Consider the following 21,366-nt stretch of genomic DNA (forward strand, 5'->3'; position numbering starts at 1 on the left):
GATAATGATTATCGATAACAGATTATAATAATTATAATTTGACACCTGTTACATCTGTGCATATAATGAAGTTGGGGATATTAGGGAGGAGACTTGCCATGGAACATCGAATAGAGCGAATAAAAAAACAACTCCATGCACAAAGTTATAAACTTACTCCACAACGAGAAGCAACTGTCAGAGTCTTATTGGAACGTGAGGAAGATCATCTGAGTGCAGAGGACGTTTACTTACTGGTAAAAGAAAAAGCACCTGAAATTGGATTAGCTACTGTTTATCGTACGTTGGAATTGCTTTCGGAACTAAAAATTGTAGACAAAATAAACTTTGGTGATGGCGTTTCACGATATGATCTTCGTAAAGAGGGCGCAGAACATTTTCATCACCATCTTGTTTGTATCGAATGCGGATCTGTTGAGGAAATAGTTGATGACTTACTTGGAGATGTTGAAAAAGTCGTAGAGAATGATTGGAGTTTTCAGGTAAAAGATCATCGTTTAACGTTTCACGGTATTTGTAAACAATGCCAGAAAGCAGCCGTTCCATCTGAATAATAATCATGGATGAGGATGCCTTTTTTCTTACTTAACGGGAAAAAAGGCTTTTGTATGTTCTTTACTTAATAATTTACAAAATCTACAAAATAGGTTACTTTTGATGTGGGATAACTTAATGTAATGCTGACTTATGGTTACATGTATATTGTTCTCCTTTATTTGCATATCTTGTACTAATAGATATGAATAGGGGAGGCATGCCATATGAAAAATCTGATATGGGATACAGTAAAGGTTTTTGTTATCTTTGTAGCTTGTACAGCATTATTTTACTTTGGTTTACGTGCGATGCATGCCGAATATGAACAGTTTCATCGGTATGACCCGCCTGAAGGTCCTTCGGTTAAAGTTTTTAATCCTGAAGAAAGTTTCTTTGACAGATTAAACCTATTTTTTCGATTAGGGGAGTAATAGTAATGCTCAAGTCCGGTTATGAAGATTTTTTTCATTATTTGCAAGTGGAACGGGGATTATCCGATAACACATTAAAATCATATAAAAGAGACTTAAAACAATACATGCTTTATATCGAAAAAGTAAGTCAAAAAACAGGCTGGGATGATGTAACCCGGACTGACATAATCGGTTTTTTGTATAAGCTTAAAGACGATGGAAAGTCTGCAGCAACAATTGCAAGGACCATTTCATCAATTCGTTCATTTCATCAATTTTTGATAAGAGAACAACTTGTAAACCAGGACGTAAGTATACATATAGAAACACCAAAAAAGGAGAGAAAGCTTCCATCCATCTTATCACCGCAGGATGTTGAAGCATTGTTGACAATCCGCAGTGATACTCCCTTGAGAAATCGCAACAAAGCAATGCTTGAAGTAATATATGCAACAGGTTTACGTGTAACAGAGCTGATATCATTAAAAGTCAGCGACCTTCATTTAACAATGGGATTTGTTCGTTGTTTTGGAAAAGGATCAAAAGAGAGAATCGTACCACTTGGTGATATTGCAAAAAATGCAGTGGAAGATTACTTGCAAAATGCACGACCAGCCTTAACCAAACGCAAATTAGATGAAAATGCTTTGTTTGTGAACCAGCATGGAAGACCGTTATCACGGCAGGGTTTCTGGAAAATATTAAAGGGTGCTGCAAAAGATGCCGGGATTAAGAAGGAACTTACACCGCATACTTTACGACATTCTTTTGCTACACATTTATTGGAGAATGGGGCGGATTTACGGTCCGTTCAGGAAATGCTGGGGCATGCGGATATTTCCACAACACAAATTTATACTCATGTTACAAAAGCAAGACTTAAGGATATATATCAAACTTATCATCCACGGGCATAATTTTTTAATTTTGGTTGTCAGACATCCTACAACAATAAATGGTCTAAACATATTATACGTACAAATAGGGAATACAAATACGGGAGGTAATAACATGCAGAAATTTAAACGCGTTTTTTTAATTGTAATGGATTCCGTTGGGATTGGAGAAGCACCTGACGCCGAACAATTTAATGATAAAGGTGCAGATACTTTAGGGCACATTGCAGAACGTATGGATGGACTGGATATGCCTAATATGGCAAAACTCGGACTAAGCAATATCAGGGAAATAAAGGGTATTGAAAAGGCTGCAACGCCACAGGCTCATTATACGAAGATGCAGGAAGCATCAAATGGCAAGGATACAATGACAGGTCACTGGGAAATTATGGGGCTAAACATTCAGCAGCCATTCCGAACCTTCCCGGATGGATTCCCGAAAGAACTTATCGATGAACTGGAAGAAAAAACTGGCCGGAAAGTAATTGGTAATAAACCCGCCTCCGGTACTGCAATAATAGAAGAATTAGGTAAGGAACATATGGAAACCGGCGCATTGATTGTGTACACTTCTGCTGATTCAGTTTTACAAATTGCTGCCCATGAAGACATTGTACCAATTGAAGAACAATATGAGATTTGCGAGACTGCCCGCGAATTGACACTCGATGAAAAATATATGGTTGGTCGTGTAATCGCACGTCCATTTACCGGTAATCCTGGTGCTTTCCAACGTACGGCAAATCGTCATGATTATGCACTGAAACCATTCGGCCGTACTGTCATGAATGAATTGAAAGATGCGGAATATGATGTTATCGCCTTAGGAAAAATTTCTGATATTTATGATGGTGAAGGAGTTACGGAAGCAATTCGTACAGCAGATAATGAGGATGGAATGACAAAGCTGGTTGATTCAATGGCTGATGATTTTACCGGTTTAAACTTCCTGAATTTAGTGGATTTTGACGCTAAATATGGACACCGCCGGGACCCTGAAGGCTATGGCAAGGCATTGGAAGCATTTGATGCAAGACTTCCTGAGGTATTAAACCGGCTGAAAGATGACGATTTGCTGATTATAACGGCAGACCACGGAAATGACCCGATTCATCACGGTACAGATCATACCCGCGAATATGTACCGTTGTTAGTACACCACAACAACGTTAAAGAAGGAAAACAGCTCGAACTTAGAGAAACATTTGCCGATATTGGTGCAACCGTTGCGGATAACTTTAATATAGAAATGCCAAAGCACGGCGAAAGCTTTTTAAAGGATATTAAGTAGGAAGGGGATGGCAGCGATATGGATCTGACAGCTATAAAGGAAGCGTCCAAGTATATAAAGGAACAACTGAATGGAACGCCTGAAATTGGTTTAATACTAGGATCGGGCCTTGGTGTTTTAGCGGATAAAATAGAAAATCCGGTAACTTTACCATACAAAAATTTACCTCATTTCCCTGAATCAACTGTTTCCGGCCACAAGGGTCAACTTGTTGCAGGTGTACTGGAAGGAAAACAAGTAATTGCAATGCAGGGGCGTTTTCATTATTATGAGGGTTACTCGATGCAGCAAGTTACATTCCCTGTTCGTGTGATGAAAGAACTTGGAATTGATTCGCTGATTGTGACAAACGCTGCCGGCGGTATAAATAAAGCGTATGATCCAGGTGACTTAATGATCATTACAGACCACATTAATAATATGGGAGATAATCCATTACTTGGTCCGAATAATGATCAATTGGGCGAACGCTTTCCGGATATGTCACAAGTATACGAACAAGTGTACATTAATCATGCTGCAAATTGTGCGGAGAAATTGGGAATGTCTGTTCAAAAAGGCGTATATGTCGGGAACACTGGTCCAACGTATGAAACGCCGGCGGAAATAAACATGCTCCGTACGTTTGGCGGGGATGCTGTCGGCATGTCTACAGTCCCTGAAGTAATTGTGGCAGCTCACGCGGGATTGCGTGTTTTAGGGATTTCCTGTATTTCAAACATGGCGGCAGGAATACTTGATCAGCCGTTAACACATGATGAAGTAATTGAGACAACCGAAAAAGTGCGTGAAGATTTTCTGCGTTTTGTTAAAGAGATAATCCGCACATTACCAAATTAATGATAAAGGTGATTACTATGAGGATGTACGATGTCATTGAAAAAAAACGTGATGGTGAAGAGCTTTCCAAAGAAGAAATCCGTTTTTTTATCAATGGATATACAAATGGGGATATTCCTGATTATCAGGTAAGTGCTTTAATGATGGCAGTATACTTTCAGGATATGACGGAAGCCGAACGTGCGGAATTGACCACGGCAATGGTGGAATCGGGAGACCAAATTGATCTGTCCGCCATTTCCGGGATAAAGGTTGACAAACATTCTACAGGTGGTGTTGGGGATACCACGACGCTGATCCTTGCACCTTTAGTTGCTTCTGTTGGAGTCCCGGTGGCAAAAATGAGCGGAAGAGGCTTGGGACACACAGGTGGAACCATTGACAAATTAGAATCAGTTCCAGGATTTCATGTCGGAATATCCAGTGACGAATTTGTTGATCTTGTCAATACGAACAAAGCAGCAGTCGTTGGTCAGACAGGAAATTTAACACCAGCTGATAAAAAATTATACAGTCTCAGGGATGTAACTGCTACGGTAAATTCGATTCCGCTGATTGCGAGTTCCATCATGAGCAAAAAAATAGCTTCCGGTGCAGACGCAATCGTTCTGGATGTTAAGACAGGTGCCGGAGCTTTCATGAAACAATATGATGAAGCCAAAGAACTGGCTGAAGCAATGGTATCAATCGGCAACCGGGTTGGCAGGAATACGATGGCAGTTATTTCAGATATGAGTCAACCTTTAGGGAAGGCGATCGGAAATGCATTGGAAGTAAAGGAAGCAATTGATACGCTAAAAGGTAACGGTCCGGAAGACTTGACAGAACTTTGCTTAACACTTGGCAGTCAAATGGTTCTGCTGGCAAACAAAGCTGATTCGCTTGATGAAGCACGAACGCTTTTATCCAATAATCTCAACAACGGGAAAGCATTTAACCAGTTTAAATTATTTCTTGAATCACAGGGTGGCGATTCCAGTGTAGCTGATAATCCGGAATCATTGCCACAGGCTGCATATAAAATTGATTTAAAAGCTAAATATTCCGGGACTGTTTCTGAAATGGTAGCGGATGATATTGGTACAGCAGCAATGATGCTTGGGGCCGGCAGAGCGACAAAAGAATCAAAGATTGATCTTGCTGTAGGAATTGTTCTCCATAAAAAAATTGGAGATACGGTGACTGAAGGAAATCCCTTACTTACAATATACTCCAATCAGGAAAATGTTGAAGATGTAAAAGAAAAACTGCATGCGAGCATAACAGTTTCAGAAGACACAGTTGAACGCCCGCAACTGATATATGATACTGTTACAAAGTAGTAGACTGTTTTGTGGAGATTCATATTAGCAAAACAATAAAACACTACAAAGCGCACAAATTATTGTGCGTTTTTTATTTGGACTTTTTCCTTTGGAAGCCAACTTTTAAAGTATAAATAGGATGAAATTGTCAATCCTATAAGTATATTGTATGTTGGAGGTAAAACGATGAAAAAATTTGTTTTAATGGCTAGCATTATATTCTCTATTCTACTGGCATCTACCAGTTCGATCTATGGGGAGGAAAAGGATGATAAGAAGGAACAGGAATTGAATCTGGCTGAGGACGCCAAATCTGCTATACTTATTGAACGTGATACAGGAAAAATACTTTATAACAAAAATGCTCATGAAAAACTCCCCCCGGCAAGCATGACAAAAGTTATGACACTATTACTCATCATGGAAGCACTCGATGAAGGAAAGATCAAAAAAAGTGAAATGATCCGTGTCAGTGATCGTGCCGCTTCGATGGGAGGCTCCCAGATTTTTTTAGAATCCGGTGAGGAAATGAGTGTTAATGATCTGTTAAAAGGTGTTGCGATAGCGTCAGGAAACGATGCAAGTGTTGCACTTGCCGAGCGAATTGCCGGCAGTGAGGAAGCATTTGTCAAGAAAATGAACGAAAAAGCTAAAGAATTAGGCCTTGAAAATACAAAGTTTCAAAATTCAACGGGGCTGCCTGCCGAAAATCATTACAGTACCGTATATGATATGGCGGTTATGGCAAAAGAATTATTAAAATACGAAACTATAACGGAGTATACTTCGATTTATGAAGATTATTTAAGAAAAGGCGAGGAAAATGAATTCTGGTTAGTAAATACGAATAAATTGGTTAAATTCTATGCAGGTGTTGACGGGCTAAAAACGGGTTATACAAATGAAGCCAAGTACTGCCTGACTGCGACAGCGGAAAAAAATAATATGCGGGTAATTTCGGTGGTTATGGGTGCAGACACGATGAAGAAAAGGAATGCGGCGGTAACGCAAATGCTGGATTACGCATTTAACCATTTTGAAACAAAAAATTTATACAAAAAAGGTGAGACGATTACAAAACTGCAGTTACTGAAAGCTGAAGAAAATGACGTTAATGTTGTAGCATCCGAGTCAGTAAGCACCATTCATAAAAAAGGAGAATCCAATGGGAACGTCAAGGCATCTGTAGAGCTCAGGGACAATTTTAATCTGCCGTTGGATCGTGGAGAACAAGTTGGTGAACTGGTGGTAAAAAGCGATGGTAAAGTAGTGTCGAAAACGCCGTTGATTATCGATCATGAAGTAAAACCAGCATCATATTTCACATTATTCAAGAGGACTATGCAAAATATGGTGAAATAACATCTTTTACTTCTAAAAACAACGAAATGCTTCTACTTTTGTCATAGAGCAGGAATTGACCCGCTTAATAGCGAAAAAGTAGCTTACAACGAAATTGTAAGGAGGAAATGTAATGGGTCTTTCTACTATGTTTGAAGTTAAAAAAGATGTACTAGTCGTAAGAATATCCGGCGAATTAGATCATCATGAAGCAGAAGCATTGCGGGATAAGTGGAAGGAAATGATGTATAATAATCCCATAAAACATGTTATTTTGAATCTTGAGGATGTTTCATTTATGGATAGTTCAGGATTAGGTGTTGTGTTGGGCAGGTATAAAGAAGTATTACAGTTGGGTGGCGAAATGGTAGTTTGTTCCGTTTCTGCACCAGTGAGGCGACTGTTTGAAATGTCTGGTCTATTTAAAATTGTACGGTTGGAGGAGAATGAAGAACATGCGTTATTTACGTTGGGGGTGGCTTCATGAAAAATGAAATGTTTGTAGAGTTTGCCAGTGTGAGCGAAAATGAATCATTCGCCCGGGTTGCAGTTGGATCATTTGTTGCCCAACTGGATCCAACAATGGATGAATTAACCGAAATTAAAACAGTAGTTTCAGAAGCAGTAACAAATGCCATAATTCATGGATATAACAATGAACCAAGTCATCATATCTCGATATCCTGTATATTGCATGATGGTGAAGTGGAACTGACAATCAAAGATAATGGTATTGGCATTGGAGACGTGGACGAGGCCAGACAACCGTTGTATACATCAAAACCGGAGATGGAAAGGTCCGGCATGGGATTTACAATCATCGAAAATTTTATGGATTCCATAGAAGTTATATCCTCCCCCGGTAATGGGACAACCGTAAATATGACAAAACAATTATCAAAAAGTAAAACGGTAAGTAAATAGGGATGCCTATGGATGTAAATGTTAAACATGATAATCGTAAAGACTCATTGTCGGATGAACAGGTGAAGGAATATATCCATCGAAGTCAGCAAGGTGATCAGGATGCACGGGACATCCTTGTTGAAAAAAATGTCCGACTCGTATGGTCAGTTGTTCAACGATTTATAAATCGGGGGTATGATCCGGATGATTTATTTCAAATAGGCAGCATTGGACTAATCAAATCGATAGACAAATTTGACTTATCCTACGATGTCAGGTTTTCCACGTATGCGGTACCAATGATTATTGGAGAAATACAGCGATTTATTCGGGATGATGGAAGTGTTAAAGTAAGTCGGTCACTTAAAGAAATCGGAAATAAAATCCGCAAAAAAAGAGATGAGTTAACAAAGAAAATGGGCAGATCACCGACAGTACATGAAATTGCTGAAGCTCTTGACATTACATCAGAGGAAGTGGTTCATGCTGAAGATGCTGCAAAATCACCACATTCAATCCATGAAACTGTATTTGAGAATGACGGTGATCCAATCACATTACTGGATCAGATTGCCGAGCAGGACACGAAATGGTTTGATAAATTGACATTGCAGGAAGCAATAAGGAGATTGAATGAAAGGGAACGGCTAATTGTTTATTTGCGGTATTACAAAGATAAAACGCAATCCGAAGTAGCTGAGAGACTAGGAATCTCTCAGGTTCAAGTCTCAAGGCTTGAGAAAAAGATATTGCGTGAAATGAAAATTAATATGAACCAATGAAAAATCACCACACTTTTGTGGTGATTTTTTCTGTGATAATTGATGAACTTTTAACAAATACTATGTTATATATCACATGGAAGAGGATGATATCCGCATGTCACAAATTGTTTATTTGCGCATGAAAAAAAATGTGGAAATGACGTATTTAAAAGAGGTTCATTTAAAGGATATTGCATACATTTCGACCTCCTCCTCCCAGCTTAAGAGAAAATTGGAAAAAACTCCTGTATATCGTGTGACCAAAAAAGATCGTAATATCGTAATCATTGACAGTTTTTTAGTGATTGATCATTTAAGTCAAGAACATGAGAACCTGGAATTTCAACTTGTGGGTCCGACACATACCATCATTCGGATTAAAAAACATAAAAAACCTCCAAATAAAATGATAGTGGTTATCGTTTGGCTGCTTCTTTTCATTGGCACTGGGATGACCATAATGAATTTTCATTATGATGTCAGTATGCAGGAAGTTCAACAAAAACTTCACTTTTTACTTACGGGCGAGGAAAACAGGTATCCGTTATGGATCCAAATACCATATTCATTCGGTCTTGGTATAGGTATGCTGTTATTCTTCAATCATTGGTTTTCAAAACGATTCAATGAAGAACCAAGCCCCCTGGAAGTGGAAATATTTAACTACCAGCAGGATCTTGATCAATATGTCGGTTATTATGAGAACAAGCTGAATGATACAAAACCTTTTCATTAGTTTACTGGAAATTTTAATAGGATTAGCTGGTGGTTTGGCTGTTGGGGGCGGATTTGTTGCTTTTCTGACAGTTCTAGGTATTATCCCCAGATTGATTCAGCTGAGTCGGACTGACCGCTTCCTGCAGGTTTATATTGCCAGTGTTATTTTAGGATCTTTATTTGGGACATACATGTCTTTTGCAGATGTCACATGGGATCAGCCAACTGTACTTTTGGTTTTGTGGGGTGTTTTTCACGGCATTTTTAACGGAATGCTCGCTGCCGCATTAACAGAAGTATTGAATGTATTTCCAATTCTTTCGAAAAGAATCCGTATGGATGACAAATTGTTATGGTTTTTAATGGCAATCGTATTTGGAAAAATCGCTGGATCGATTTTTCAGTGGACCATTTTTGTAAAGTAAGTTTTAAAAATGAGTGGAGTGTATTTTGTGAAAAAAAATCAGCCAAAAAATCCGGTTTACGGAAAGATAGATGACAACGAAGCATACATGAAAGATAAAATTGGTATTGGTACATCATTTGACCTCGGTTTTCGTGAGCTGGTTATTTTAAAGAAAAAAATCCAAATTTATTATCTTACCGGACTTTGTGATACATCACTTGTCCAGCAAATTATGAAGAAGATTATAGATATTAATGATAAAGAAAGTAACATGAGGAAAGTACCGGAGATTATAGAAAATCGCCTGGTACATCAGCAAGTTGATAAAGCGAAAACATTGGATGAGGCGGTAGACCAGTTATTATCCGGTTTAATCGTCATATTTGTTAATGGTGAAAAATTCGCATTTATTGTTGATGTACGTAACTATCCTGGTCGTACACCACAGGAGCCTGATACAGAGCATGTTGTTCGGGGTTCCAGAGATGGATATACCGAAAATATCATTGAAAATACTGCTTTAACAAGAAGAAGAGTAAGGGATGCCAGGCTCCGTCATGAAATGCTGAAGATTGGTGAACGTTCCAAAACAGATGTCTGTGTTGCCTATTTAAAGGATGTTGCTGATGATGGGCTTCTCAAGTTAATAAAGGATAGAATAAACGCAATTGAAATTGACGGGATTGCAATGGCCGATAAAACAGTGGAAGAATTTATTATTGAACGTAAATGGAATCCGTATCCACTGGTAAGATATACGGAAAGACCTGATGTTGCCGCAACCCATTTATTGGAGGGGCACATCTTATTAATGGTTGATACATCACCAAGTATAATTATTTTACCGACAACGTTTTTCCATCATGTTCAGCACGCAGAGGAATTTCGTAACACACCGGCAATTGGAACGTTTATAAGATGGACACGATTTTTAGCTATTATGGCTTCGATATTTCTGCTTCCATTATGGTTGCTGTTTGTCCTGGATCCGACTTTGCTGCCAAAGGAATTGGCATTTATCGGGCCGAAAGAACAGGGGACTATCCCGATAGCGGTACAGATTATTTTAGCTGATTTGGGAGTTGAATTTTTACGAATGGCCGCTATTCATACTCCAACACCATTATCAACCGCGATGGGGCTGATTGCCGCAGTTTTAATCGGTCAGATTGCTATTGATGTTGGAATGTTTGGTCCTGAGGTAATTTTATATATAGCTGTAAGTGCTATCGGGACATATGTTACACCAAGCTATGAATTGAGTGTCGCCAATAAAATAATCCGATTTTCGCTGGTAATTATAACAGGTTTATTTGGGATGGTTGGATTTACAGTCGGGGTAACCCTATTCATTTTATTCCTGATTCGAATAAGGTCAATGCGAACACCATATTTATGGCCGTTTATCCCATTTAACCCAAATGCAATGGTGCAAATTCTTCTTCGTGTTCCAATACCATTATCTAACGAGCGCCCAAGTATAGTTCATCCAAGAAACAATTACCGTCAGCCGATTGTAAAGAAAGAACGCCACTAAAGGCGTTCTTTCCTCTTTTGTTTTTAACATTCTTGTGATAAAGTATTTTTATTATTCAAAGCAACAGTTTAAGCAGCAATGGGGGGAAATGAATATGATAATAGATAATCATCCATTTGAAATAAATAAGCAAGGGCATTTGGAAATAGGCGGGATTGACTCCATTGAACTTGCAAAAAAATATGGCACTCCACTATATGTGTATGATGTTTCGCTCATACGTGAAAATTGCCGTAAATTTGTCGATACGTTTAAAGACTTAGGTGTAAAGGCACAAGTGGCTTACGCAAGCAAAGCTTTCTCATCTATTGCAATGCTGCAGGTTGTTAAACAGGAAAAGCTAAGTCTGGACGTTGTCTCCCAGGGCGAGCTGTATACCGCTTTACAGGCAAACTTTCCACCAGAAAAAATTCACATGCACGGAAATAACAAAAGTATTGATGAACTAACGATGGCTATAGAGTACGAAGTTGGTTGTATTGTAGTTGATAATTTTTATGAGGTCGAGTTAATAAGTAGTTTATTGAATAAATATAATAAGACAATAAATGTCCTCATGCGGGTAACACCTGGGGTTCATTCGAAAACACATCATTATATAATGACAGGAAATGAAGATTCAAAGTTTGGGTTTAATTTGCATAATGGGCAAGCTGATAAAGCATTTCAGAAATTGTATAATCATGATAGGATTCATTTCAAGGGATTGCATTGTCATATAGGTTCACAGATTTTTGAGACGGATGGATTTATGCAAACCGCAGAAATGCTATTCAAAAAGCTTCAGGAATGGAAGTCAATGTACAACTATTCCCCTGAAGTCCTTAATTTTGGCGGGGGATTTGGTATTCGGTATACAAAAGATGATAAGCCGCTCACCTTTTCCACATATGTAGAAGAACTGGTAGCTACCGTTAAAAAACATACAGCAGTACTTGATATACCAGCACCTGAAATTTGGATTGAGCCAGGACGGGCGATAGCAGGAAATGCCGGGTTAACATTATATACGGTTGGTTCTATGAAAGACATTCCCGGGGTCCGTAAATATATTTCGGTTGATGGAGGAATGACTGATAATCTACGACCGGCCCTTTATCAGGCAAAATACGAGGGTGTGTTGGCGAACAAAGCCTCACAGCCAGCAGAAGATTTGGTTTCTGTTGCAGGAAAATGCTGCGAATCGGGTGACATGCTTATCTGGGATCTTCCATTACCAGCTGTTGAAAACAGTGATATACTGGCTGTGTTTTCAACTGGTGCATATGGATACTCAATGGCAAATCACTATAATCGATTCCCAAATCCTGCAGTCGTTTTTGTGGAGAACGGCCAGGATAAATTGGTTGTTCAGCGGGAGAGTTTTCGCGATGTCGTTCAAAACGATTTATCGTACGAATAAAAATGTAACTTGTATTCTTTTAATAGAATGGATAAAATGAATTGATAGACAGTAATTTAATTGCAACAGCCCTTGAAAAAGAGCTAATAAAAATTGTTTCTTATGAACATAAAAGGAGATGGAATTATGAGCACGGGTTATATATTAATGGAAAATGGTAATAGAATTGAATTTGAACTTTATCCGAATGAAGCTCCAAATACAGTAGCAAACTTTGAGAAATTAGCGAACAGCAACTTTTATGATGGATTAACCTTTCATCGTGTGATCGATGGCTTTGTCAGTCAAGGCGGTTGTCCAAACGGAAATGGAACAGGCTCGGCAGGATATACGATAAAATGCGAAACAGAAGGTAATCCGCACAAGCATGCTGAGGGTTCATTATCAATGGCACATGCTGGTAAAGATACCGGAAGTTGTCAATTTTTCATTGTACACGAACCACAGCCGCATCTGGATGGTGTTCACACTGTATTCGGCCAGGTTACATCAGGTATTGAACATGCTAAAGCGATGAAAAACGGGGACGTAATGAAGGAAATAACGATTTATTCAGAGTAACGGGCCAGCCATTATGGATATTTACTTGCTCCTGTATCTTGTAATTATTGCAGCCCCCGTTGGTACATTAATACACGAAACCGGACATGTAATCGGCGCCAGAATGTTTCATGCAGATAATGTAAAATTATCAATCGGGACAGGAAGAAAGATCAGCAGTTTTTCCTTCCATAAAGTCCGGATAATGATACGTTCGATTTTCTTTATTGGCGGAATGGCATCCAGTGACAGAAAAACCCCGTATAAAACACATGAAATTGTAATAATAGCTATGTGTGGACCATTAAATAATGGGGTATTTGCCTGTCTGCTGTTTTTTCTTTATCTAGTATTTCCAACTAGTTATCTGTTATTACTTCTACTATTTAACTTGTGGGTTGCAATTATTAATTTGGTTCCGTTTCAATTTAAAGGAAAAAAATCAGATGGTTATACAATATACAAAGCATTAACACGGAAAAGCACGCAATATGAATGATGGTAAAAACAGTTTGCTGTATGATTTATATTAAATCTGTCAATGCTTGATAGAGGATGAATTCAAATTGAGTCAACGTAAAAAGAATTGGATTTTATTTTTTGTTCTATTAACACTTAGTATAATTTGGGGATTCATTTACTGGATTGTATTTGTTTTTTGAAAAACTGAATTTGACAAATTCAGCGTGATGTTGCATAAATAAATAGACGAACTAAAATCGTTACAATAATTAAGTGGGGTACTTTAGATAAAAATATACTTTTTAAAATTTAGCTATCAAATTCTGACAAGTTTATTTCTAATGAGGGGTAATTATGTTAATTCGTTATAAAAAAAATCAGGAAAAGATTGCAATGGGTTTACTATCTTTTATGCCGGAAGAAAAAGATGTAAAAAAATTGCAACAGACAATAAAAGAATATGAGACGAATCCTGATTGGCATCTTTTTTTATGGAAGGAAGAAGATGTTTTAGGTGCGATAGGGGTAAGGATTGAGGATGATATTAATGCTGTTGTGCAGCATATTTCCGTAAATCCCTCGCATCGCAGTATGGGAATTGGCAAAAAGATGGTTAATGAAATTAAAAATATGTATGAAGATAAATATGCAGTATGTGCAGATGACATGACACAGCAATTTTATAACAAATGTGATGAACCGGAACAAAAAAATGAAGAAAAATGAACAAAAGCCAGCCCGGTATAAAGGCTGGCTTTTATCGGGATGTTTATTCTAACATTACATCCAGGCAGCACCAACGATAATCAGTAGAATGAACAGTACAACGATTAGTGAAAATCCTCCGCCATAATTAGCACCCATAGTTCTATTCCTCCTTTTCCTCTTAACGAATAAATGTTTTTTTGATAACATTTATCTTACATTAATAGCTTATGTTGACATGAGCCGTGGTGTATAGGCGATTATGACAAAAATTAAATTCGTATAATATTTAACTTGCCTATTATAAAGGAGGAGGCTTATGAATGAATCATATCAGGTGAAATTGGATGCTTTTGAGGGGCCGCTCGACCTATTGCTGCATTTAATTAACCAATACGAGATTGACATATATGATATTCCTGTTGCACAAATAACTGAGCAATATATGAATTACATACATACAATGCAACGCCTCGAATTGAACGTAGCCAGTGAATATCTTGTCATGGCGGCAACATTATTGGCATTAAAAAGTCAGATGCTCTTGCCCAATCAGGAAATTGATGAAGAAGATGAAGAATATATGGAAGATCCAAGGGAAGAGCTGATGCAGCGTCTGATTGAATACAGAAAATATAAAGATGCTGCAGAAAAATTAAAGGAAAAGGAAATCGATGCAAATCAGATTTTCACCAGGCCGCCGGTAGTATTTGATTACATCGATACCAAGCAGCCAGTGACAAAAGGCGATACATCCATCTATGATATGATTCATGCATTGGAAAGAATGTTTGAACGGAAGAAATGGAATGAACCGTTGGAAACAAAGGTTAAACGCGGTGATATTCCGATTGAACAGCGAATGACAGAAGTGCTGCGTGTCGTTAAAAGTTCAAAACAGGGTGTAGCGTTTGATCATTTGTTCCAGTACCCGTCCCGTTCCCATATTGTAGTTACATTTATGGCGATTTTGGAATTGATGAAAAGTAATGAAGTACAATGCAAACAGGAAAAACATTTTGATGTATTATATGTTTTTTATATGGGGGATTGACAGTGGAAATCAATGATTTAAAAGCAATCACAGAAGGGCTGTTATTTGCCAGTGGCGATGAAGGGATAACGGTCAAACAATTATCCCGAATTCTGGATATCACAGAAACAACCGTTGATCATTTGCTTGAGGAACTGAAATATGACTATGAAAATACGGATCGTGGAATCATGATCATGCAATCACATCAGCTGTATCATTTAACAACTAAGCCGGAACACAGTGCTTATTTTAAAAAACTTATTGAAACTCCTCAGGCAACAAGAATGTCACAGGCAGCATTGGAAACGCTTGCCATTATCGCATATCGGCAACCTATCACACGGACGGAAATTGAAGATGTCCGAGGTGTAAAAAGTGACAGGCCAGTACAAACATTAATTGCCAGATCACTGATTGAGGAGGTTGGCAGAAGAGAAAGTGTTGGCCGCCCGGTTTTATTTGGTACATCGAAGGATTTTTTAACGTATTTTGGCTTAACCTCCCTTGAAGAACTTCCTCCATTGCCGGAAAATCCGAACGAAGAAGAAATTGAACAGGAAGCGGATTTATTTTTTGAAAAGTTTTCGGAACAGCTGGATTCCAGTAATAATAATTAATACATTCTTATTTTAATTCATGGTATTTTAGTAAATTTTGTTGCTTTTTAACCTCGTAGTTGATATAAACTGCGACGTAACTTTATATGAATGTTAGTCCGCAACGGTATTATAGCACTCAATCTTTTTTAAAAAGTTACGTTGCATTTTATGCCTTTTGTGTCAAAAATAGACAATCTATACCGAAAATAGCCTGATTCATTAATCCTTGCATTCTGTATGTAAGGATTTATTTATTTAAATCATATCTAATCATACCGTGCATAAAATATACAGATAAACCATCAGCGGGAGGAACCAACTATGCGTTATGCGGTAATTATACTATGCCTTCTTTTAAGCAGTTTTTTTTATCCTGAAGTTGGACGAGCGAAACCTGGAGTTTCGGCTAATAATGCTGTATTAATGGAACAATCATCTGGACGGGTACTAGTTAACAAAGGTGCGCATGATAAACAGCCAATAGCCAGTATAACGAAAATTATGACAGCTATCATTGCCATTGAATCGGGAAAATTAAATGAAACGGTGACAGTGAGTGAACGGGCTGTACAAGAAATAGGATCTTCCATTTATTTGGAAAAGGGAGAAAAAATCAAATTAGAGGATCTAGTTTATGGATTAATGCTTCGTTCTGGTAATGATGCAGCTGTAGCAATCAGTGAGCATGTTGGCGGGAGTATGGAAGGTTTTGTTCATTTGATGAACAAAAAAGCTCGCTGGCTCGGAATGACAAATACATCTTTTGACAATCCTCATGGTCTTGATTCTGAAGATCATTATTCCACTGCATATGACATGGCATTGCTTATGCGCTATGCGATGAACAATGAACAGTTTCGGGAAATAACAAAAACTGAAAACTTTAAATCTGAAAACAGGGCCTATTCCTGGCAAAATAAAAATAGATTACTGACACAATTATATGAATATTGTATCGGCGGAAAAACCGGTTATACAAAAACAGCCGGCAGAACCCTGGTAACGGCAGCAAAGAAAAATGATATGACATTGATTGCTGTAACATTGAATGGTCCGGATGACTGGAATGATCATATCGGAATGTTTGAATGGGGGTTTGAAAAATATGATATGACGACAATTGATAACAGAGGGAAGACAAAATATAACTTAAACGGTTCTGACAATAATGCAATAGGCTATTTACATCATGATATAGTATTGCCTCTTAAGGAAAACGAACAGACTGCGATTGAAAGCAAGTCGTATATTTTAAACAATGCTCCGGAAACAACAGATGAAGTCATTGGAAAAACCATCTATTTTATCAACTCGAAGCCAGTTATGGAAACACCAATATATTCAGAACAAAACTGGAATGATTACTTTTTTGAAAATATCCTCACAGTTTATCAACGGATAATAGGGTTGAAATAATATGGTGAATTTGATATGGGCAGGTATGGCAATTGTTGGGATTGTTTACGCCATGTTCAATGGCACAATGGAAGATGTGAATAAAGCGTTATTTGAAAGTGCCGATGATGCGGTTTCGATTTCAATCGGATTGATAAGTATATTAGTATTTTGGCTGGGGATTATGAAAGTGGCAGAAAAAGCAGGAATACTACAGGTGCTGACTAAATTGTTCAGGCCATTTGTCGTCAAATTATTCCCCGACATACCAAAGGATCACCCGGCAATGGGGTATATTCTTTCAAATTTTACAGCAAATATTTTCGGGTTGGGTAATGCAGCAACACCAATGGGTATAAAAGCGATGGAGCAAATGAAGGAATTAAGTGGGACAGACACCGCATCCAGGTCAATGATTACTTTTTTGGCATTAAATACATCCAGTTTGACAATTATTCCAACAACCGTAATCGCAATACGTATGCAATATGATTCTGCATCGCCCACTGAGATTGTTGGCACCACAATTATTGCAACAGTTATTTCTTCACTTAGTGCGATAATAATTGATCGGTTCTTTTATTACAGAAGTCGCAGGAGGAAATAGTTATGGGTATTATTACATCAATCAGCACCTGGCTGATCCCGTGTTTCATACTTATCGTTTTGGTTGTGGCTACGTGGAAACGGGTGCCGACATACGAAATGTTTGTGGAAGGGGGAAAAGATGGTGTCAAAATGGCATTTTCTTTACTTCCTTTTTTAGTAGGAATGATTGTGGCAATAGCCATTTTACGGAGTTCAGGAGCCTTAGAAGCATTTATCAATTTAATCTCGCCATTTCTTGTAATGATCGGGGTGCCTCCGGAAATCATTCCACTGGCCCTGGTTAGGCCAATCTCCGGTACCGCAGCTCTGGGGATGACTACAGAATTGATTGGCACACATGGACCTGATACATTTATCGGAAGATTAGCCTCGACGATGCAGGGAAGTACAGATACAACCCTATATATATTAACCGTGTATTTCGGGGCAGTCGGGATCAGGAAAATGGGCTACGCACTAAAGGTTGGACTATTGGCTGACTTAGTTGGTATAATTGCTTCGATAATAGTAGTAACAATAATATTTGGTTTATCATAAAAGTAGCGTTAACATGAGGTTAACGCTATTATTATGTTTAAAAGTATAATCGGAAATGGTGATATAATGACAGATTCAGTGGAACGATTGCAAAAGGTTATCGCGCAAAGCGGGGTGACTTCAAGAAGAAAAGCAGAAAAACTTATTGTTGACGGCAAGGTAAAAGTTAATCATAAAACAGTAACTGAACTGGGTACGAAAGTGACGCCGCATGACGATATTGAGGTTAATGGGGTGCTGCTTGAAAAGGAAGCACCAGTATATTACATGCTCTATAAACCAAGAGGAGTCATTTCAAGTATAAAGGATGACAAGGGAAGAAAGGTCGTAACGGATTTTCTTGGAGAAGTACCGGAGCGGATTTATCCGATCGGCAGACTGGATTATGACACATCGGGTATTTTGTTATTAACCAACGATGGAAACTTTGCAAATCTGTTAATGCATCCAAGTCATGGCGTTGATAAAGTTTATGTTGCAAAAATAAAAGGAATCCCCGAAAAGCGTGAACTTCAAAAACTAAGAAAAGGTGTCAGAGACGGTGACGACTTATTAAAAGCTGTTAAATATAACATTCTTGAAGTGGACAGGCAAAAAAATACGATGATACTGGAATTGACATTGCATGAAGGTAAAAACAGGCATATACGGCGAATGATGGAGAAACTGGGGTATCCAGTATCCAAACTGAAACGGGAAAAGTACGGATTGTTGACACTGGATGGTATGAAGCCTGGTGATTGCCGTCCGTTAACTCCTCATGAAGTCAAAAAAATGCGGTTGTCGGCACAGAAGTGAATTGTTGAATAATAGTCAAATTTACCACTGTGTTAACGTGCTATAATGGCATGGGAGTGAACAGACATGAATCTTGACGAAATGAAAAACAATAAAAAGCGAAAAAAGAGAAAACGGCTGATTTTTCGATCAATAGTATTGGCAATACTGGTTGTAGCAGTTGTATATGCTTTAGTATCGAATTTAACCAAAGATAACACGAATGTTGATGTAGGTGATGAAGCACCGGATTTTAAACTTCAGCAAATAAATGAAAACAATCAGCTTGAAACGGTACAACTGAGTGATTTGGAAGGTAAAGGGGTTATGCTGAATTTCTGGGGAACCTGGTGTAAACCATGCGAAGCGGAAATGCCTTATATGCAACAGCTTTACCCTGAATATAAGGACAAAGGAGTAGAAATAGTTGCCGTTAATCTTGACTCAACAGAATTTGTTGTTGATCGTTTTATCGATAAATACGATTTAACCTTTCCAGTACCCTTTGATCCAAAGGAAGTGGTCATGGATCAGTATAATGTCGGACCTATCCCGAGTACATTTTTCATTAGTCCGGAAGGGGAAATCGTTGAGGTTGTGGAAGGTGCTTTAACTCTGGATAAGCTGGAAGGATATTTGCAGCAGATTCAGCCTGAATAGAGAATGCAGCTATTGCGAGGGATATGAATGAAACAAATAAAATGTGAATGCGGACATGTTAATCCGGAGGGAACGGTCCTTTGTGAGGCATGCGGCAAACCGATAGAAGAAAACCAGCATATTGACGGAAATGACAAGAAGAAATTACTGAATATGCGATATGATGGAAGTGCACGGAGATCGCAAACATATAACAAGTCCATTGTCGACAAAATATGGAACTTCTTTTCTTCCGTTAAAGTCGGTGTCTGGCTGATTGTTTTAGCTTTAATTGCATCAGCACTTGGAACGATTTACCCGCAGGAAATGTACATACCTGCTGATGCAGCTTCACGAGATCCTGCTATTTTTTACGAAGAAACTTATGGGATTACTGGTCAAATATATTATCAACTGGGTTTTCATAACCTATATGGTTCCTGGTGGTATTTGCTATTAATTGCATTGATAGGTATTTCATTGGTGATCTGCAGTATTGACCGGTTCGTACCTTTGTATAAAGCTTTGAAAAAACAAAAGCCAAAGCGCCATGCTACATTTATCAGAAGACAGCGTTTGTTCAGCGAAACGGAACATGTTACTGCCGATGAAAAAGAAAAAATGGTTTCCGGTTTAAAGAAACAGCGCTATAAAGTGCGCGAAGAAAATGGTCACATATTAGCTGAAAAAGGGCGTTTTTCCCGGTGGGGTCCTTATGTAAATCATATTGGTCTTATCATTATCCTTATTGCAGCATTATTGCGAATGACCCCGTTTATGTATCTGGATGAATATGTGTGGGTCAGAGAAGGACAGCAGACGGTTATTCCAGGTACTGAGGGTGAGTATTATATAAAAAATAAGAACTTTATTCTGGAAACGTATGATAAAGATGATGAACGCTTTAAGGAAGCAATTGAACAGGAAGGAATGGTTGCGAAGAATTTTCAAACGAATGCAATCATCTATAAGAAATCCGGAGAGGCTGTTACCGGGGCCACATCTGAGCTTGAGAAAGTAACAGAAGCGAAAATAAAAATGAATCACCCATTGAAATTTGACGGATACACACTGTATCAAGCGGGTTATCAGTTAAATGAGTTTTCAAGTATGACATTTAAAATCCACAAAACAGATGATCCGGAAGAGAAATCGCTTGGCAGTTTTAAAATTGATTTAACTGATCCAAAATCCGAATATAAATTAGACAATGGTTTTAAGGTTGTTGTGGATCAGTACTACCCGGATTATGAATTGGACAATGGTGTACCAAGAACAAAAACAGAGTATCCAAGAAATCCGGCATACGTATTTATTGTACATCCTCCTGATAACAGTGAACCTGAAATGAGTTTTGTAGGCATTGGAAAGAATGTGGATGCAACCGGTGAAAACGATTATAAATTGGGCATCCAGAACTTCCAGACACATGCTGTCAGTGGATTAACGGTTCGCCGGGACTATACGCTTCCATTATTTATTATAGGTGCTGCCATCTTTATGATAGGAGTTATCCAGGGTATGTACTGGCAACACCGGAGGATTTGGATCCATCCTAAAGGTGAGGGTATATTAATGGCAGCCCATACAAACAAAAACTGGTTTGGTGTGAAAAAAGATATTGAAAATATGATAAAAGATACCAATGTGAAAATGGTTGATGACCAACAGGAACTGGATGACAAGTAAGATTATCAAAAAGGAGGAGGA

General features: G+C 38.3%; 26 protein-coding genes. 25 read left to right on the top strand and 1 reads right to left on the bottom strand.

Features of this window, described 5'->3' with window-relative positions; translation table 11 throughout:
• Window positions 1-98 precede the first annotated feature (98 nt).
• The 17 genes from fur (at window position 99) to G6R02_RS08085 (ending at window position 14,085) form a co-directional block, all read left to right on the top strand.
• Complete coding sequence (fur, locus tag G6R02_RS08005; protein ID WP_164668704.1) at window positions 99-554, top strand: ferric iron uptake transcriptional regulator; 456 nt, start codon at window positions 99-101, stop codon at window positions 552-554.
• A 207-nt stretch (window positions 555-761) separates the two neighbouring features.
• Entirely contained in the window at window positions 762-968 is a 207-nt protein-coding gene (locus G6R02_RS08010) for a YqzK family protein (RefSeq protein WP_164668705.1), read from the top strand.
• Window positions 969-973: 5 nt separating this feature from the next.
• Window positions 974-1,867 (top strand): site-specific tyrosine recombinase XerD, encoded by an 894-nt coding sequence (gene xerD / locus G6R02_RS08015; protein ID WP_164668706.1) that lies wholly within the window; start codon window positions 974-976, stop codon window positions 1,865-1,867.
• A gap of 94 nt (window positions 1,868-1,961) precedes the next feature.
• Window positions 1,962-3,140: a phosphopentomutase gene (gene deoB, locus G6R02_RS08020; RefSeq protein ID WP_164668707.1), complete on the top strand. Its 1,179-nt coding sequence runs from the start codon at window positions 1,962-1,964 to the stop codon at window positions 3,138-3,140.
• An 18-nt stretch (window positions 3,141-3,158) separates the two neighbouring features.
• Complete coding sequence (locus tag G6R02_RS08025) at window positions 3,159-3,980, top strand: purine-nucleoside phosphorylase (RefSeq protein ID WP_164668708.1); 822 nt, start codon at window positions 3,159-3,161, stop codon at window positions 3,978-3,980.
• 17 nt (window positions 3,981-3,997) lie between these two features.
• Entirely contained in the window at window positions 3,998-5,302 is a 1,305-nt protein-coding gene (locus tag G6R02_RS08030) for a pyrimidine-nucleoside phosphorylase (protein WP_164668709.1), read from the top strand.
• A gap of 168 nt (window positions 5,303-5,470) precedes the next feature.
• The gene (locus G6R02_RS08035; RefSeq protein ID WP_164668710.1) at window positions 5,471-6,646 is read left to right on the top strand and encodes a D-alanyl-D-alanine carboxypeptidase family protein; all 1,176 of its coding nucleotides are present in this window, start codon (window positions 5,471-5,473) and stop codon (window positions 6,644-6,646) included.
• 112 nt (window positions 6,647-6,758) lie between these two features.
• Complete coding sequence (spoIIAA, locus tag G6R02_RS08040; RefSeq protein ID WP_164668711.1) at window positions 6,759-7,112, top strand: anti-sigma F factor antagonist; 354 nt, start codon at window positions 6,759-6,761, stop codon at window positions 7,110-7,112.
• The gene (gene spoIIAB / locus G6R02_RS08045) at window positions 7,109-7,549 is read left to right on the top strand and encodes an anti-sigma F factor (RefSeq protein WP_164668712.1); all 441 of its coding nucleotides are present in this window, start codon (window positions 7,109-7,111) and stop codon (window positions 7,547-7,549) included. Before spoIIAA ends, spoIIAB begins: the two co-directional genes overlap by 4 nt.
• An 8-nt stretch (window positions 7,550-7,557) precedes the next feature.
• Window positions 7,558-8,313 carry an RNA polymerase sporulation sigma factor SigF gene (sigF, locus tag G6R02_RS08050; RefSeq protein ID WP_164668713.1) on the top strand — a complete coding sequence of 252 codons (756 nt, stop codon included), beginning with the start codon at window positions 7,558-7,560 and terminating at the stop codon, window positions 8,311-8,313.
• 97 nt (window positions 8,314-8,410) lie between these two features.
• Window positions 8,411-9,031 carry a stage V sporulation protein AA gene (locus G6R02_RS08055; RefSeq protein WP_164668714.1) on the top strand — a complete coding sequence of 207 codons (621 nt, stop codon included), beginning with the start codon at window positions 8,411-8,413 and terminating at the stop codon, window positions 9,029-9,031.
• Entirely contained in the window at window positions 9,009-9,437 is a 429-nt protein-coding gene (locus G6R02_RS08060; protein WP_164668715.1) for a stage V sporulation protein AB, read from the top strand. Before G6R02_RS08055 ends, G6R02_RS08060 begins: the two co-directional genes overlap by 23 nt.
• Before the next feature lie 27 nt (window positions 9,438-9,464).
• On the top strand, window positions 9,465-10,955 hold the full coding sequence (locus G6R02_RS08065) for a spore germination protein (protein WP_425509025.1): 1,491 nt from the start codon (window positions 9,465-9,467) through the stop codon (window positions 10,953-10,955).
• Between the two features lie 94 nt (window positions 10,956-11,049).
• Window positions 11,050-12,357, top strand: a complete 1,308-nt coding sequence (lysA, locus tag G6R02_RS08070) for a diaminopimelate decarboxylase (RefSeq protein WP_164668717.1) — start codon at window positions 11,050-11,052, stop codon at window positions 12,355-12,357.
• A 123-nt stretch (window positions 12,358-12,480) separates the two neighbouring features.
• Window positions 12,481-12,918 carry a peptidylprolyl isomerase gene (locus G6R02_RS08075; RefSeq protein WP_205520184.1) on the top strand — a complete coding sequence of 146 codons (438 nt, stop codon included), beginning with the start codon at window positions 12,481-12,483 and terminating at the stop codon, window positions 12,916-12,918.
• A gap of 13 nt (window positions 12,919-12,931) precedes the next feature.
• Complete coding sequence (locus tag G6R02_RS08080; protein ID WP_164668719.1) at window positions 12,932-13,396, top strand: site-2 protease family protein; 465 nt, start codon at window positions 12,932-12,934, stop codon at window positions 13,394-13,396.
• A gap of 317 nt (window positions 13,397-13,713) precedes the next feature.
• A complete protein-coding gene (locus G6R02_RS08085) occupies window positions 13,714-14,085 on the top strand; it encodes a GNAT family N-acetyltransferase (protein ID WP_164668720.1) in 372 nt (123 codons plus the stop codon).
• A 54-nt stretch (window positions 14,086-14,139) separates the two neighbouring features.
• On the opposite strand, the gene G6R02_RS08090 is transcribed toward G6R02_RS08085, so the two are convergent.
• The gene (locus G6R02_RS08090) at window positions 14,140-14,223 is read right to left on the bottom strand and encodes a YjcZ family sporulation protein (RefSeq protein ID WP_164670343.1); all 84 of its coding nucleotides are present in this window, start codon (window positions 14,221-14,223) and stop codon (window positions 14,140-14,142) included.
• Between the two features lie 160 nt (window positions 14,224-14,383).
• Between G6R02_RS08090 and G6R02_RS08095 the strand changes: the two genes are divergently transcribed.
• The 8 genes from G6R02_RS08095 to resB all read left to right on the top strand — a co-directional run bounded on the left by G6R02_RS08095 (window position 14,384) and on the right by resB (window position 21,345).
• A complete protein-coding gene (locus G6R02_RS08095) occupies window positions 14,384-15,118 on the top strand; it encodes a segregation/condensation protein A (RefSeq protein WP_164668721.1) in 735 nt (244 codons plus the stop codon).
• Window positions 15,119-15,120: 2 nt separating this feature from the next.
• Window positions 15,121-15,717 (top strand): SMC-Scp complex subunit ScpB, encoded by a 597-nt coding sequence (scpB, locus tag G6R02_RS08100; protein ID WP_164668722.1) that lies wholly within the window; start codon window positions 15,121-15,123, stop codon window positions 15,715-15,717.
• 303 nt (window positions 15,718-16,020) lie between these two features.
• Complete coding sequence (locus G6R02_RS08105; protein ID WP_164668723.1) at window positions 16,021-17,115, top strand: D-alanyl-D-alanine carboxypeptidase family protein; 1,095 nt, start codon at window positions 16,021-16,023, stop codon at window positions 17,113-17,115.
• A gap of 1 nt (window position 17,116) precedes the next feature.
• A complete protein-coding gene (locus G6R02_RS08110) occupies window positions 17,117-17,701 on the top strand; it encodes a nucleoside recognition domain-containing protein (protein WP_164668724.1) in 585 nt (194 codons plus the stop codon).
• 2 nt (window positions 17,702-17,703) lie between these two features.
• Window positions 17,704-18,240: a spore maturation protein gene (locus G6R02_RS08115; protein ID WP_164668725.1), complete on the top strand. Its 537-nt coding sequence runs from the start codon at window positions 17,704-17,706 to the stop codon at window positions 18,238-18,240.
• A 66-nt stretch (window positions 18,241-18,306) separates the two neighbouring features.
• Window positions 18,307-19,038: a pseudouridine synthase gene (locus G6R02_RS08120; protein WP_164670344.1), complete on the top strand. Its 732-nt coding sequence runs from the start codon at window positions 18,307-18,309 to the stop codon at window positions 19,036-19,038.
• Between the two features lie 66 nt (window positions 19,039-19,104).
• Window positions 19,105-19,677 carry a thiol-disulfide oxidoreductase ResA gene (resA, locus tag G6R02_RS08125; RefSeq protein ID WP_164668726.1) on the top strand — a complete coding sequence of 191 codons (573 nt, stop codon included), beginning with the start codon at window positions 19,105-19,107 and terminating at the stop codon, window positions 19,675-19,677.
• Between the two features lie 27 nt (window positions 19,678-19,704).
• Window positions 19,705-21,345, top strand: a complete 1,641-nt coding sequence (gene resB / locus G6R02_RS08130) for a cytochrome c biogenesis protein ResB (RefSeq protein WP_164668727.1) — start codon at window positions 19,705-19,707, stop codon at window positions 21,343-21,345.
• Window positions 21,346-21,366: the final 21 nt, after the last annotated feature.

This window comes from Virgibacillus doumboii, from assembly GCF_902806455.1.
GTDB lineage: Bacteria > Bacillota > Bacilli > Bacillales > Amphibacillaceae > Lentibacillus > Lentibacillus doumboii.